Below are 13,841 nucleotides of genomic sequence, written 5' to 3'. Positions count from 1 at the left end.
TCAGTCCGCCCCGATCATGGCCAGCCACGCGTCTTCGTCCATGACCTCAACCCCCAGCGCCGCGGCCTTGGTCGCCTTGGACCCAGCCCCCGGACCCGCGATCAAGATATCGGTCTTGGCCGACACCGACCCTGCGACCTTTGCCCCCAAGGCTTCGGCGCGGGCCTTGGCCTCGGCGCGGGTCATCCGCTCTAGCGTGCCGGTGAAGACCAGCGTTTTACCAGCCACAGGGCTGTCGCTTGTGGGGCGCGCGGCGTCCTCAATGCTCAGGCAGTCGGCAAGCGCGTCAATCTCTTCGCCCTCGGCTTGAAACGCCGCCAGAAGCGCGCGCGCCATGACCGGGCCGACCCCGTCAATCGATAGAAGGTCGGCATGGGCCGGGCTTTCCGTGTCTTGCGCTTGCATCATGGCAGCGCGCAGGTCGGACCAGTTGCCATAATGGCTGGCCAGAAGCGCCGCAGACGTCTCCCCGATATGGCGAATACCCAGCGCGAACAAAAATCGTGCAAGCGGGATTTTTCGTTTATCCTCAATAGCCTCAAACAGTTTTTTGGCGCTGGTCTCGCCCCAGCCTTCGCGGTTTTTCAACTGGCGGGGCTGGCCGGGGCCGAAGCGGTCCTCCAACGTGAAGATATCGCGCGGCGTGGCAATCCAGCCATCGCGCCAGAACGCCTCGGCCTGTTTGGCACCAAGGCCGTCAATGTCAAAGGCCGCGCGGCTGACGAAATGTTTCAGCCGTTCCACCGCTTGCGCCGGGCAGATCAGCCCGCCGGTGCAGCGGCGCACGGAATCGCCGGGCTCGCGGATGGCCGGGCTGCCGCACTCGGGGCAGGTTTCAGGAAATGTGTAGGGCTGGCTGTCCTCTGGGCGTTGCGAAAGGTCCACATCGCGGATCTTCGGGATCACATCACCGGCGCGATAGACCTGCACCCAATCGCCCTCGCGGATATCGCGGCCCTCGCGGATTGGCGCGCCTTTCGAATCGCGCCCGGCGATATAATCCTCGTTGTGCAGCGTCGCGTTCGACACCACAACGCCGCCCACCGTGACCGGGGCAAGCCGCGCAACCGGGCTAAGTGCGCCCGTGCGCCCGACCTGAATTTCGATGGCATCCAGCCGGGTCCATGCCAGTTCAGCCGGGAATTTATGCGCAATCGCCCAGCGGGGCGTGGTCGACCGCAAGCCCAGCCGCTCTTGCAGCGCCAGATCGTCCAGCTTGTAAACCACGCCGTCAATGTCGTAGCCAAGCGTGGCGCGCTGCGCTTCAATCCGGGCATAGGTCGCAAGCATGTCGTCAAGGCCCGCGCATCGGCGCATTTCAGGATTAATGGAAAACCCAAGCTCGGCAAGGCGTGCGACTGCGTCGGACTGTGTTGCGGCAAGTGCTTCGGACAACTCGCCCCACGCATAGGCAAAGAATCGCAGAGGGCGTGCGCGTGTGACGGAAGGGTCAAGTTGGCGCAGCGACCCGGCGGCCGCATTGCGCGGATTGGCGAAAGGTTTGCCACCATGCGCAGCCTGACGTTCGTTCAGGGCGGCGAAATCATCATGTGCCATGTAAACTTCGCCGCGCACCTCCAGCAGTGCTGGCGCATTGGCAAGCGTTTGCGGAATATCCGCGATTTCGCGGGCATTCGCGGTCACATCCTCGCCGGTTTCACCATCGCCACGGGTCGCGGCATGGCGCAGCAGGCCGTTCTCGTAACGCAAGGACAGTGACAGCCCGTCAATCTTTGGCTCGGCGGTAAAGGCGAGCGCTGCGTCCTCTGCCAGACCCAGAAACCGGCGAATTCCGGTGACGAAATCCGCGACATCCTCGGGGGTAAAGCCATTGGCCAGCGACATCATGCGCCGCGCGTGACGGATCTTGCCGAATGCGTCTGCCGGGGCGGTGCCGATGCGACCTGAAGGACTGTCAGGGCGAATCAGCGTCGGAAAACGGGCCTCTATGGCCGCATTGCGCTGGCGCAACGCGTCATATGTGGCATCATCAAGGATCGGGGCGTCCTTGCCGTGATAGGCCGTATCGGCGCGTGCTATCAGGTCGACAAGGCGCGAGAGTTCCGCGCGCGCCTGCGCCTCTGACAGGTCCGCAACCGCAATTCCCGCCCCATCTTCCGACATGCCTGCCCCCTGCACGCGTATTTCGCCTGCGCAAGGTGATAGGGTGCAGCACGCAGCCCGTCCAGCCCCGGCGGTCAGGCTGTAAGTGCGCGCGTCGGTTTATCCACCTGCTCGGACGACACAACCGGGTCGCGCAGCACATAGCCGCGCCCCCAGACGGTTTCGATATAGCTGTCGCCGCCCGTCGCCTCTGCCAGTTTTTTCCGCAACTTGCAGATGAACACGTCTATGATCTTCAATTCCGGTTCATCCATCCCGCCATACAGGTGATTCAGGAACATTTCCTTGGTCAGCGTGGTGCCTTTGCGCAGGCTTAAAAGTTCCAGCATCTGATATTCCTTGCCGGTCAAATGCACCACAGTGCCATCCACCTCGACCGATTTCGCATCAAGGTTCACATTCAACCGTCCGGTGCGAATGACCGATTGCGCATGCCCCTTGCTGCGACGGATAATCGCATGAATGCGCGCCACCAGTTCTTCGCGATGGAAGGGTTTTGTCAGATAATCATCCGCACCGCCGCCGAAGCCGCGCAGCTTGGTGTCGGTGTCCAGATCGCCCGTTAAAATCAACACGGGCGTGTCGACCTTTGCGACCCGGATCTGGCGCAGCACATCCAGCCCCGCCATGTCCGGCAGGTTCAGGTCCAGCAATATCAGATCGTAATCGTAAAGCTTGCTGAGCTCGACCGCGTCCTCGCCCAAGTCGGTGCAATAGACGTTAAAATTCGAGTGTGTCAGCATTAATTCGATCGAGCGGGCAGTGGTCGGATCATCTTCAACAAGCAGCACGCGCATAAGGGTTCTCCATTGTCGCCATTAACCCTAGCTTCAACCAAATTCGTTAATTCTAGGTTACCGTGCGTCAATAAAGAGCACACTCGCCTTATAGTTGTCTATATCTTTGAAGTGCCGTGACTTTCAATGCCTCTATCCCGTGGGTTTCGACCGCGTCTGCCCAGAGATCGAACTCCTCCTCCGACAATGCGTAGCGTTCCAGCGCGGCCTTGCGTGAGATCAGCCCCGCGCCGACGGCTTGCACGACAATCGCTTTGCGGCTGGCGACCCAGCGGCGTGTGTCCTGCGGCGGCAGGTCCGCCAATGTCAGAACCGTTCCATCGTCCAGACTAACCGCGCGCGGCCCGTCCACTTTCTTGATATACATTAGGCACCCTCCTTGGTCCTTCGCCCCGATGACCCAAGAATTGCGCGAGAATGTTAAGCAGAGGTTGAATGCAGGGGTTGAGAATACAGAGCATTTTCTTATATTTCGCGCTTGTTTTCCAGGAGTGATCCAAAATGCCCTTCGACCCGCCGCTCAATTCGCTCGGGCTGCCCAAGCCGGTGGCCGAAACCCGCGTGGTTGTGGCCATGTCCGGCGGTGTGGACAGTTCGGTCGTGGCTGCCGAACTGGCCGCCGAAGGGTATGATGTGGTGGGCGTCACGCTCCAGCTTTATGACCATGGCGCGGCACTGGCGAAAAAAGGCGCCTGCTGCGCGGGCCGCGACATTCACGATGCCCGCCGCGTGGCAGAGGACATGGGCTTTCCGCATTATGTGCTGGATTACGAATCGAAATTCCGCGACGCGGTGATTGACGAATTCGCGGACGCCTACCTTGGTGGCGCGACGCCCGTGCCCTGCATTCGCTGCAACGAGCGGGTAAAGTTCCGGGACCTGCTGGAAACCGCGAAAGATTTGGGCGCGGATTGCATGGCGACCGGCCATTACATTCAGCGCAAAATGGGCGCGCAGGGCGCGGAATTGCACCGCGCCGCAGACCCGGTGCGCGACCAAAGCTACTTTCTGTTTTCGACCACGCAAGAGCAATTGGATTACCTGCGCTTCCCGCTGGGGCATCTGGCGACCAAGGCGGAAACCCGCGCGCTGGCCGCAAAGCACGGGCTGGCGGTGGCTGACAAGCCCGACAGTCAGGATATTTGTTTTGTGCCCGATGGCAATTATGCCGCCGTAATCGAGAAACTGCGCCCCGGCGCGGGCGAGCCGGGCGAGATTGTCGATATGGACGGGCATGTTCTGGGCACGCATGAGGGCGTCATTCACTACACGATCGGTCAGCGGCGCGGACTTGGCATTGGCGGGCTGTCCGACCCATTATATGTGGTCAAGCTGGACCCGGAGGCGCGACAGGTCATCGTTGGCCCGAAAACCGCTTTGGCGACCCGCACCGTGCCGATACGTGAGGTGAATTGGCTGGGGGATGGACCTTTCACGGGGCAAGCCGAATGGCACCTGTCGGTCAAGCTGCGCTCCACCCGGCCACCGGCGCCCGCGATCATTCGGCCTGTGTCCGCCACCGAGGCCGAGGTTGAATTGCTAACGCCCGAAGAAGGGGTCAGCCCCGGACAGGCCTGCGTATTCTATGATGGCGACGGCACGCGTGTTTTGGGCGGCGGCTGGATCTGGAAAGGGCGTTAAGCGGGTAAAGGGGGGCGTGCGCCGCCCCCCTCTGGCCCTTGCGGGCCATTCACCCCCTTGCGGAGTATTTCGGGCAAGATGAAGAGGAGTACGGCGCATGGGTGAACGACCCTTGGTGATGTCTTGCGGCGACCCGTCCGGCATTGGCCCAGAGATTGCGGCAAAGGCATGGAACGCGGTGGGGCGCGCGTGCCCTTTTGTCTGGCTGGGCGACCCACAGCATTTGCCCGAAGGCGTAGCGTTTCGGGTTGTCGATGACGTGGCCGATTGCGGCGGCGACGTGTTGCCCGTGGTGCCCGTGACTTTTGCGGCACAAGCGCGCGCGGGCCATCCCGACCTGGCCAATGCGGCGGGCGTGATAGACGCAATCCGGCGCGGGGCGGAGCTTGTGCAATCCGGTGCGGCGCGGGGTCTTGTGACCTGTCCGATCCACAAAGCGGCCCTGAAGGCCGGGGCGGGGTTCAGGTTTCCGGGCCATACCGAATATCTGGCGCATCTGGCCGGCGTGGACCGCGTGGTGATGATGCTGGCGAGCGACGCGTTGCGCGTGGTGCCCGTGACGATCCACATTCCGTTGGCCGATGTGCCGAAGGCTTTGACGCCCGATCTGCTGGAGGCGACGATCCGCATCACCCATGCCGCTCTGATCCGCGATTTCGGGATTGCGCGCCCGCGTTTGGCCGTGGCGGGGCTGAACCCGCATGCGGGCGAGGATGGCACGATGGGGCATGAGGACCGCGAGGTGATTGCGCGGGTGATTGCGCGGCTTTGCGCCGAAGGAATGGACCTGCGCGGACCGCTGCCCGCCGACACCATGTTCCACGGCCCTGCCCGCGCGCGCTACGACGCGGCGCTGTGCATGTATCACGATCAAGCGCTGATCCCGATCAAGACGCTGGCCTTTGACGAGGGCGTGAATGTCACGCTGGGGCTGCCTTTCGTGCGCACATCTCCCGATCATGGCACGGCTTATGACATCGCAGGGCAAGACGTGGCGCGGCCCGACAGCCTGATTGCGGCCATCCGCATGGCGTGGGAGATGGGCGCGTGATCGACGACTTGCCGCCTCTGCGCGAGGTGATCCGCAACCATGACCTGCGGGCGAAAAAGAGCTTTGGGCAAAATTTTTTGCTGGATCTGAACCTGACGGCGCGGATTGCGCGGGCGGCGGGCGATTTGGCCGGGTCCGACGTGTTAGAGGTTGGCCCCGGCCCCGGCGGGCTGACGCGCGGGTTGCTGGCGACAGGCGCGCGCCGGGTGCTGGCGATTGAAAAGGATGCGCGCTGTTTGCCGGCCTTGGCCGAGATCGAGGCCGCCTATCCGGGCCGGTTGGCTGTGATAGAAGGCGACGCTCTGGCGATTGACCCGCTGGGTCATCTGACGCCGCCCATCAAGATCGTGTCGAACCTGCCCTATAACGTGGGCACGGAACTGCTGATCCGCTGGATGACGCCCGCACAATGGCCGCCCTTCTGGGACAGTCTGACGCTGATGTTTCAGCGCGAGGTGGCCGAGCGGATCGTGGCAAAACCGGGGTCCAAGGCTTACGGACGGTTGGCGCTGATGGTCGCGTGGCGGGCCGAGGCGAAGATCGTGCTGCACCTGCCGCCAGAGGCGTTCACACCGCCGCCCAAGGTCAGCTCGGCGGTGGTGCATATCACCCGGCTGGAGACGCCGCGCTATCCGGCGGATGCGAAGGTTCTGGAGCGCGTGATCGCCATGGCGTTTAACCAGAGGCGCAAGATGTTGCGCGCGGCGTTGAAAGGGTTGCACCCGGATATTGAAACGCTGCTACAGACATCGGGCATCGCGCCCACCGCGCGGGCAGAAGAAATCGGGCTAGAGCAGTTCTGCGCCTTGGCGCGGGCGGTCAAAGACAACAGGTAAAGGACGCGAAACCACGCATGGCACAGGCAGAATTGCAGATCGACCTTGGCGCGCTGAAAGCGAATTGGCGCGCGCTGGATGCAATGACTTCGGTCGAGACAGCCGCGACCGTCAAGGCCAATGGCTACGGGCTTGGCGCAGGCCGTGTGGCATATGCGCTGGCAGAAGCTGGCGCGCGGCGGTTTTTCGTGGCGGTGGCCGAAGAAGGGGCCGCCATACGCGCGGCGATTGGTCCCGACCTGCCAATTCACGTCTATGGCGGGCATATGGCGGATGACGCAGCCACGCTGCGCGACGGGGCTCTGATCCCGATGCTGAACTCGGTCGAGCAACTGACCCGGCATGTCGAAGACCTGCCGGGCGCGCCCTTTGGCATACAGCTTGATACCGGCATGAACCGGCTGGGCATGGAACCCGCCGAATGGGCCAGCGTGGCGGAAATTGCTTTGGCGCAAGGCCCGACGCTGATTATGTCGCATTTGGCGTGTTCGGACGAACCAGACCACGCCATGAACGCGCAACAACTGGCCACCTTCCGCGAATTGACCGATGGTGCCGGGGTGCCGCGCTCGCTTTCTGCCACGGGCGGGGTGCTGCTGGGGCGCGAGTATCATTTCGACCTGACCCGACCGGGGATCGGGCTTTATGGCGGGCTACCCTTCGCGCAGGCGCAGCCGGTGGTGCGCCTGTCGATCCCGGTGATCCAGACGCGGGCTGTCGCGGCAGGCGAAAGCGTGGGCTATGGCAACAGTTTCGTGGCCGAGCGCGATATGCGGGTGGCCACCATCGCGGCGGGTTATGCCGATGGCATTCAGCGCGCCTTGTCGGGCAAGGCCACGCTTTGGGCGGGCGATACGCCCTGCCCGCTTGTTGGCCGCGTGTCGATGGATTTGCTGACGATTGATGTCAGCCGCGTTGATGGCCCTGTCGAGGCGCTGGACCTGCTGGGTCCGCATCAGGGCGTAGACGCACTGGCAGATATGATCGGGACCATCGGGTATGAGATGCTGACCGGGTTGGGGCCACGGTATCGGCGGGTCTATTCGGACTGATCGAAACAACTTACGCCCACCCAAGGCGGATGCGGAGGACCCGCGCCGTCTGGGAGGGCGCGCGTTCAGCATTAACCGCCCAGGTTCACCCCACCACCTGCCCATCTTCCAGCCGCAACACGCGGTCCATGCGGCGGGCCAGTTCAAGGTTATGCGTGGCGATCAAGGCCGATAAGCCGGTTTCGCGCACAAGGTCCATTAGTGCGCCGAAGACCTGATCGGATGTTGTCGGGTCAAGATTGCCCGTCGGTTCATCCGCCAGCAAAAGCCCCGGCGCATTGGCCAGCGCGCGGCAGAAGGCGACGCGCTGTTGCTCACCGCCCGACAAAGCGGCGGGGCGATGATCGGCGCGCGGCGCCACACCAACACGGTCCAGCAACAGACGCGCGCGGTCCCGCGCTTGTGCCGCCCCGACACCATTGGCCAGTTGCGGCAGCACGATATTTTCCAGCGCGGTAAATTCGGGCAACAGGTGATGAAACTGGTAGATGAACCCAATTTGATCGCGCCGTGCGCGCGTGCGCGCATCATCGCCCAGCCGGGTCATATTCATGCCATCCACTTGCACATCGCCTGTATCGGGCATGTCCAGTAGCCCCGCGATATGCAGCAACGTGGACTTGCCGGCACCGGACGGCGCTACAAGGGCGACCACCTCTCCCCGGTCCAGCGTGACGGACACATCGCGCAGCACCTGCACCTCGTTTGGGCGACCGGCATTATAGGTTTTGCTGATACCGTGCAGCGCCAGCGCCTGATCCAACGACAGCTCATTCATAGCGCAACGCCTCTACCGGGTTCATACGGGCCGCGCGGCGCGCCGGAAAGATGGTGACAATAAACGACAGCGACAGCGACAAAGCCACAGATTTCAACACATCTTCCAGCCGCAATTCGGCCGGCAGAGCATAGATGCCGCGAATGGCCGGGTCCCAGACGCCGCCGCCCGAGACAAAGTTCACAAGGCTGAAAATCGGGTCGATATAGATGACGAACAGGCACCCCAGCACGACGCCCGCCAGCGTGCCCAGAATGCCGATACTCGCGCCACAGATAAAGAATACCCGCAGGATGGAGCCTTCGGTCAATCCCATCGTGCGCAGGATGCCGATATCGCGGCCCTTGTTTTTGACCAGCATGATAAGCCCGGAAATGATGTTCATCGCCGCGATCAGCACAAGGATAGAGAGGATCACGAACATCACGTTGTCCTCGACCTCCAGCGCGCGCAGGAACGACCCGGCACTGTCGCGCCATGTCCAGAGCATGGCGCGCTCGCCGCCTGCACGCAAAAGGGCGGCGCGCAGCGTGTCAATCTGGTCGGGGTTTTCGACCATCACTTCCATTTCGTCAGCCACGCCGTCGCGGTTAAAGTAAAGCTGCGCTTCGGAAAACGGCATGTAAAGGCGCGTGCGGTCGATATCATACCGCCCGGCGCTGAAAATATAGACCACCTCATAGGCCGAAATGCGCGGGCTGGTCCCGAATGCCGTGCGCACCCCATCGGGAGAGATCAACCGGATGCTGTCGCCCACCCCAAGGTTCAACTCTCGCGCAACGCCAGAGCCAATGGCGACCCCGTCCGCAAAGCGGTCGATATCGCCCATGGAGGTCTGAGGGTCAGCGATACGCGGGATCGTGGCCAGATTTTCGGGGCTGATCCCGAACACCTCTACCCCGGTATTGCGGCCATTGGCAGAGGCCATGACCTGCCCTTTCACCAACGGCGCAACACGGGTCACACCAGGGATTGCGGCAAGCTGGGCAGCCATATCGTCATAATCTTCAATCACACGGCTGGTGCGCCCGGCCTCATCAACCTCTACTGCGGAATAGACGGTGACATGGGCATTGGCCCCCAGAATCGTGCCCACGAATTCGGTGCGAAAGCCCGACCGCACCGCCAAGGTGGCGATCAGCGCGAAGACCGCAAGCGTGATCCCGATGAAGGAGATCACCGTCATGACACTGACGCCGCCCTCTGCCCGGCGCGCACGCAGATATCGCCAGGCGATCATCCATTCGAAAGGCGCGAAAGGTGGGGTACGATGCGGCATGGATGGCAGGGCCTTGGATTGGAGCAACATGTTGCCGCATGTCTAGCCCCTGCCCGGCTTAAGCGCAAAGCCAAAGCGGGCATAAGGTTCTTGAACTTGCCCTGTTTCTCGGTCACGCTTTGGTCATTATGAGTTCGGCAAGGCTATGACATGAAATCCTACTTGCGTGGCGATCGCGGATTTCGCGCCATGATGGCAGAGCTCTTGGCCCTGTATCGGCGGCAGACACAGGACATTCCCCGCAGCGTCTCTGAATTTCTTGAAGTGCAGCGCGATACGGTTGCACGGATAGAGCAGTTGCGCGGCGCGCCATTGGCCGGATGCGATGTGCTTGAAATCGGCCCCGGTCAGACACGGCTGTTCCTGATGGCCGTAGGTTTGACAAATCGCGCGGTCGGCGTCGATATGGAGCGCACGCCAGACCACCTTGGGTTGGCTGCATTATGGCGCATCTGGCGCAAGAATGGCAGCCTGCGACTGGTGAAGACACTGGGCCGTCATGCGCTGGGGGTAGACCGGCGGACCCGTGCGGAACTGGCGCGGCAACTTGGGGTGCGGAAGGGCCAGTTGCGCAGCCGGATCACAGAGGGCGACGCGATGGCCCTGCCCTTTCCCGATGCCAGCTTCGACGCGGTTGTGTCCACATCTGTTTTCGAGCATCTGGAACACCCTGACCGCGCGGCTGCCGAAGTTGCGCGCGTGCTGCGCCCCGGCGGCGTGGCGCATATGATTACCCATCTTTATACCAGCCACACCGGCGCGCATGACACGCGGCTGTTTGCCGACCCGCATGCGCTGCCGCCATGGTCGCATTTGCGCGCAAAGACACGCGCGTTGGTGCAGTCAAATTCCTACCTGAACGAATGGCGGCTGGCTGATTACCGGCATGTGTTCGAAGACCACTGGCCCGGCCATTCGGACTGGCTGGGGATAGAGGACTATCCGGCACAATCGGATCTGGACACGCTGCGGGCGGCGGGCGAATTGCAGGGGTTCAGCGACGAGGAATTGCGCGCTTCGGTTCTGATAACCTACTGGCGCAAGCCCGGAACAACCGTGGCGAATTAGGGCGCACCCCCGGCAAATCCGAGGGTGCGGATGGTTTTAACCCTTCGGGCCAATCATCTCTTCCGGCCGCACGACGCGGTCGAAAGTTTCCGCATCGACGAACCCAAGCGCAATCGCTTCTTCCTTCAATGTGGTGCCGTTCTTATGCGCCGTCTTGGCGACCTTGGTGGCGTTGTCATAGCCAATGGTCGGGGCCAGCGCCGTGACCAGCATCAGCGATTCTTTCATCAGCTTGTCGATCCGATCGACATTGGCACGGGTTCCAACGACCATATTATCGGTAAAGCTGCTGGCCGCATCGCCCAGAAGCTGCATGGACTGCAACACATTGTAGGACATCATCGGGTTATACACGTTCAACTCGAAATGCCCCTGAGAACCGGCGAAGCCAACCGCCGCATCATTGCCCATAACATGCGCGCAGACCATGGTCAGCGCCTCGGCCTGCGTGGGGTTCACCTTGCCGGGCATAATGGAACTGCCCGGCTCATTTTCCGGCAGAATCAACTCTCCCAGTCCCGAACGCGGGCCGGAGCCGAGCAAGCGCATGTCATTGGCGATCTTGAACAGGCTTGCGGCGACCGTTTTCAGCGCGCCAGAGAACATGACCATTGCGTCATGCGCGGCGAGCGCTTCGAACTTGTTCGGCGCGGTCACAAAAGGCAGATCGGTGATCTGCGCGATATGCGCGGCCACGCCCGTATCCCAGCCCTTGCGGGTGTTCAGGCCCGTGCCGACTGCCGTGCCGCCTTGGGCCAACTCATAGATATGCGGCAGGCACATTTCCACCCGCGCAATGCCCATTTTCACCTGATGCGCATAGCCGCCGAATTCCTGCCCCAGGGTCAGCGGCGTCGCATCCTGCGTATGCGTGCGGCCGATTTTGATGATGTCCTTGAATTCCTCGGATTTGGCGGCAAGTGCCAAATGCAGCTTTGTCAGCCCCGGCAACAGCACATCGCGCGCCAGCATGCCGATACCGACATGCATCGCGGTCGGGAAGGTGTCGTTGCTGGACTGGCCCATGTTGCAATGGTCGTTGGGGTGCACCGGGTCTTTTGACCCCATCTCGCCGCCCAGAATTTCGATGGCACGGTTCGAGATGACCTCATTCGCGTTCATGTTCGACTGTGTGCCGGACCCCGTCTGCCACACGACCAGCGGGAAATTGTCGTCGAACTTGCCGTTGAACACCTCTGTTGCGGCCTGCACGATAGCCCCGCCCCGGCGGTCATCGAGCGTGCCTTGTTCCATATTTACCAAGGCGCAAGCCCATTTGATCGCCCCAAGTGCGCGGATAATCGGCACCGGCTGGCGTTCCCAACCAATCGGGAAATTCATAATGGAGCGTTGCGTCTGCGCGCCCCAATACTTGTCGGCGGGCACGTCCAGCGGGCCGAAGCTGTCGGTTTCAACGCGGATATTGGTCATGGCGGCGCTCCTTGCGACTGATTTCCCTTTCGCTTAGCGCCAGAGCGCGCGAAGATCAATCAGCATACCGCCGCATACCGCTATTTGCGGAACTGATCCAGACTAACGACATCGGCGCTTTTCTCGACGCGCTCGGCATCCTCAAGCATCGGGGCTTCCCCATCGTCATCATCACCGAACTCTGCGTCGTCATCCTCGTCATCCTGCTGCAATTCAAAGCGCAGCCCGAATTCTACGGACGGGTCCACAAAGGTCGAGATCGAATCGAACGGGATATACAAAGGTTCCGGCGCGTTGCCGAAATTGAGCGTGATGGCAAAACCGTTCGGGTCCACCACCAGGTTCTCGAACCAATGTTGCACCACAAGCGTGATTTCTTCTGGGTAGCGGTCGCGCAGCCAGTCGGCCATCTGCATGTCAGGGTGCCCGGTATCGACGGTGATGAAGAAATGATGCTCGCCCGGCAAACCGTCCTGCGCCACGCGTTCCATCACCGACCGGATCAGGCCGCGCATGGCGTCATGCATCAGGTTGCCATAGTCGATTTCGCCAATCATTCCGTTCCGTCCTTCGAAGCTTGTGCGCCCAGCATACCCAACTGTGACCCGATTGAAAGGGGCGCCGTGAGCCTGCGACAGTAAATGCTTGGGGAAAGTGCAGGCAGGGAGTGTTAAGGAAGCGACTAATTTAACCAAGACTCAACGCCATCTAGCGCCAACAACGCGTTGGAACTACATAAAAGCTGCGTTAGGTCCGAATACAAAAGTCCAGTCTTCTCCATCGCTCATTCGGATCGTTCCAGAACCAGAAACGCCATTTGTCTCTCTTATAGCTGTGCCTAAGCCTTTTCTACCATCAGTGCAGAGGATAGGGAAACTGAGCGTTGGGCTTTGCGACAGTGCATCGTAATTGCCGCTGCATCTGATATCTCCACGCGACAAGATGAAGCTTCCGCCTTCCGTAAGACTTGCTGTCGCTGTTCCTCTGTATATCTCGCCACGTTCGCTGATTGCAGTGATCGGCTGCGAAACCGAACCGCAAGCCGACAAGGCAAGGATTGAGAAAATGGCAGCTAGCGATCGCATTAAGACAATACCTTTTCTGAAGAAGCTTGCGGGCAGTCGCGCAAGCTTTCCTAACCCGGCTTCTACTTGTCGTAATCTTGTTCCTGTTGCAACTTCATTCGTGAATCCTTTAGCAAAATGAGGAAAGGTTTCATCCTATAATTCATAGCGTTTTGATAGCCTTGGCCCAAACCTGAGCTCAACAGCACCGGAAAGCAAACCTCGTGCAACAAACCACAAGACTATTACCTAAATGAGACTACATATCTCTGTACTAAACTTACATTGAAAGGGGAGTGATGAAAGTGCAGGCTTCTGTTGCCAGGTGCCTGCGAACCCCGCCTTACGCTGCTAGGCGCAAGGGCTTAAGTTTCGGTCTAGAGGCAGCTTACGCTGCGACTGCGACCGGAGCACGGTTGTCATTTGCAACTGTACGTTTTGCACCGATAACGGTGGTGGCTCACCGAAGCAAAGCTAACCCCTTTACACGTTCGTCGATCCTGTTTCGGCCCCATGATCCCCAAATGAAGGATATTGGTGGAGCCGCCGGGTACCGCCCCCGGGTCCGATCCGCTTATTCCGAGCGCGTTTATGCTCATAGTCCCTTGCGAGACAAGACAGATGTAAGGGTGCATTGCGGCTGATGCAAGAGGCACATGAAGACAGATTGGCCCCCGCTTGATGATCGGAACCCGGAACCTGCTGGCAAATTCGTGATTG

The 13,841-nt window shown here is 61.0% G+C and carries 13 protein-coding genes and 1 other RNA gene; 6 read left to right on the top strand and 8 right to left on the bottom strand.

From position 1 onward, the window contains the following. The 3 genes from ligA to sciP form a co-directional block, all read right to left on the bottom strand. Positions 1-2,124, bottom strand: coding sequence for an NAD-dependent DNA ligase LigA (gene ligA, locus M3N55_RS01535; RefSeq protein ID WP_249055700.1), 2,124 nt, complete (start codon positions 2,122-2,124; stop codon positions 1-3). Between the two features lie 74 nt (positions 2,125-2,198). Then, a complete protein-coding gene (ctrA, locus tag M3N55_RS01530) occupies positions 2,199-2,921 on the bottom strand; it encodes a response regulator transcription factor CtrA (protein WP_249055698.1) in 723 nt (240 codons plus the stop codon). A gap of 88 nt (positions 2,922-3,009) precedes the next feature. Beyond that, positions 3,010-3,288, bottom strand: a complete 279-nt coding sequence (gene sciP, locus M3N55_RS01525; RefSeq protein ID WP_249055697.1) for a CtrA inhibitor SciP — start codon at positions 3,286-3,288, stop codon at positions 3,010-3,012. Between the two features lie 134 nt (positions 3,289-3,422). On the opposite strand from sciP, the gene mnmA reads away from it, so the two are divergent. From mnmA to alr, 4 genes are all read left to right on the top strand, one after another. After that, positions 3,423-4,562, top strand: coding sequence for a tRNA 2-thiouridine(34) synthase MnmA (mnmA, locus tag M3N55_RS01520; protein WP_249055695.1), 1,140 nt, complete (start codon positions 3,423-3,425; stop codon positions 4,560-4,562). Positions 4,563-4,659: 97 nt separating this feature from the next. After that, positions 4,660-5,613 (top strand): 4-hydroxythreonine-4-phosphate dehydrogenase PdxA, encoded by a 954-nt coding sequence (pdxA, locus tag M3N55_RS01515; protein ID WP_249055693.1) that lies wholly within the window; start codon positions 4,660-4,662, stop codon positions 5,611-5,613. Beyond that, positions 5,610-6,449 carry a 16S rRNA (adenine(1518)-N(6)/adenine(1519)-N(6))-dimethyltransferase RsmA gene (rsmA, locus tag M3N55_RS01510; protein ID WP_249055692.1) on the top strand — a complete coding sequence of 280 codons (840 nt, stop codon included), beginning with the start codon at positions 5,610-5,612 and terminating at the stop codon, positions 6,447-6,449. The genes pdxA and rsmA overlap by 4 nt, the downstream gene beginning before the upstream one ends. A 17-nt stretch (positions 6,450-6,466) precedes the next feature. Continuing rightward, positions 6,467-7,501: an alanine racemase gene (gene alr / locus M3N55_RS01505; RefSeq protein WP_249055690.1), complete on the top strand. Its 1,035-nt coding sequence runs from the start codon at positions 6,467-6,469 to the stop codon at positions 7,499-7,501. An 85-nt stretch (positions 7,502-7,586) separates the two neighbouring features. Here alr and M3N55_RS01500 read toward each other — a convergent pair whose 3' ends face one another. After that, complete coding sequence (locus tag M3N55_RS01500) at positions 7,587-8,279, bottom strand: ABC transporter ATP-binding protein (RefSeq protein WP_249055688.1); 693 nt, start codon at positions 8,277-8,279, stop codon at positions 7,587-7,589. Next, on the bottom strand, positions 8,272-9,558 hold the full coding sequence (locus tag M3N55_RS01495) for a lipoprotein-releasing ABC transporter permease subunit (RefSeq protein ID WP_249055686.1): 1,287 nt from the start codon (positions 9,556-9,558) through the stop codon (positions 8,272-8,274). Before M3N55_RS01495 ends, M3N55_RS01500 begins: the two co-directional genes overlap by 8 nt. A 150-nt stretch (positions 9,559-9,708) precedes the next feature. Between M3N55_RS01495 and M3N55_RS01490 the strand changes: the two genes are divergently transcribed. Further along, positions 9,709-10,626 carry a class I SAM-dependent methyltransferase gene (locus M3N55_RS01490; protein WP_249055684.1) on the top strand — a complete coding sequence of 306 codons (918 nt, stop codon included), beginning with the start codon at positions 9,709-9,711 and terminating at the stop codon, positions 10,624-10,626. 36 nt (positions 10,627-10,662) lie between these two features. On the opposite strand, the gene fumC is transcribed toward M3N55_RS01490, so the two are convergent. Both fumC and M3N55_RS01480 read right to left on the bottom strand, forming a co-directional pair. Continuing rightward, a complete protein-coding gene (gene fumC, locus M3N55_RS01485; RefSeq protein ID WP_249055682.1) occupies positions 10,663-12,057 on the bottom strand; it encodes a class II fumarate hydratase in 1,395 nt (464 codons plus the stop codon). An 80-nt stretch (positions 12,058-12,137) separates the two neighbouring features. Next, entirely contained in the window at positions 12,138-12,614 is a 477-nt protein-coding gene (locus M3N55_RS01480; RefSeq protein WP_249055680.1) for an SspB family protein, read from the bottom strand. Between the two features lie 352 nt (positions 12,615-12,966). Between M3N55_RS01480 and M3N55_RS01475 the strand changes: the two genes are divergently transcribed. After that, positions 12,967-13,263 (top strand): hypothetical protein, encoded by a 297-nt coding sequence (locus M3N55_RS01475; protein ID WP_249055678.1) that lies wholly within the window; start codon positions 12,967-12,969, stop codon positions 13,261-13,263. A 162-nt stretch (positions 13,264-13,425) separates the two neighbouring features. On the opposite strand, the gene ssrA is transcribed toward M3N55_RS01475, so the two are convergent. After that, positions 13,426-13,774, bottom strand: a transfer-messenger RNA (tmRNA) gene (gene ssrA / locus M3N55_RS01470). Between the last annotated feature and the right edge of the window lie 67 nt (positions 13,775-13,841).

Source organism: Roseinatronobacter domitianus (assembly GCF_023336755.1).
Classification (GTDB): Bacteria; Pseudomonadota; Alphaproteobacteria; order Rhodobacterales; family Rhodobacteraceae; genus Roseinatronobacter; species Roseinatronobacter domitianus.
The sequence above is the reverse complement of the archived record's forward strand: the minus strand, read 5'-3'. Positions and strand labels throughout refer to the sequence as shown.

Coding starts and splice junctions, on each gene's coding strand:
- M3N55_RS01500 (WP_249055688.1), bottom strand. CDS start 8,279: ATGAATGAGCTGTCGTTGGATCAGGCGCTGGCGCTGCACGGTATCAGC.
- ctrA (WP_249055698.1), bottom strand. CDS start 2,921: ATGCGCGTGCTGCTTGTTGAAGATGATCCGACCACTGCCCGCTCGATC.
- fumC (WP_249055682.1), bottom strand. CDS start 12,057: ATGACCAATATCCGCGTTGAAACCGACAGCTTCGGCCCGCTGGACGTG.
- M3N55_RS01480 (WP_249055680.1), bottom strand. CDS start 12,614: ATGATTGGCGAAATCGACTATGGCAACCTGATGCATGACGCCATGCGC.
- pdxA (WP_249055693.1), top strand. CDS start 4,660: ATGGGTGAACGACCCTTGGTGATGTCTTGCGGCGACCCGTCCGGCATT.
- M3N55_RS01495 (WP_249055686.1), bottom strand. CDS start 9,558: ATGCCGCATCGTACCCCACCTTTCGCGCCTTTCGAATGGATGATCGCC.
- mnmA (WP_249055695.1), top strand. CDS start 3,423: ATGCCCTTCGACCCGCCGCTCAATTCGCTCGGGCTGCCCAAGCCGGTG.
- M3N55_RS01490 (WP_249055684.1), top strand. CDS start 9,709: ATGAAATCCTACTTGCGTGGCGATCGCGGATTTCGCGCCATGATGGCA.
- alr (WP_249055690.1), top strand. CDS start 6,467: ATGGCACAGGCAGAATTGCAGATCGACCTTGGCGCGCTGAAAGCGAAT.
- ligA (WP_249055700.1), bottom strand. CDS start 2,124: ATGTCGGAAGATGGGGCGGGAATTGCGGTTGCGGACCTGTCAGAGGCG.
- sciP (WP_249055697.1), bottom strand. CDS start 3,288: ATGTATATCAAGAAAGTGGACGGGCCGCGCGCGGTTAGTCTGGACGAT.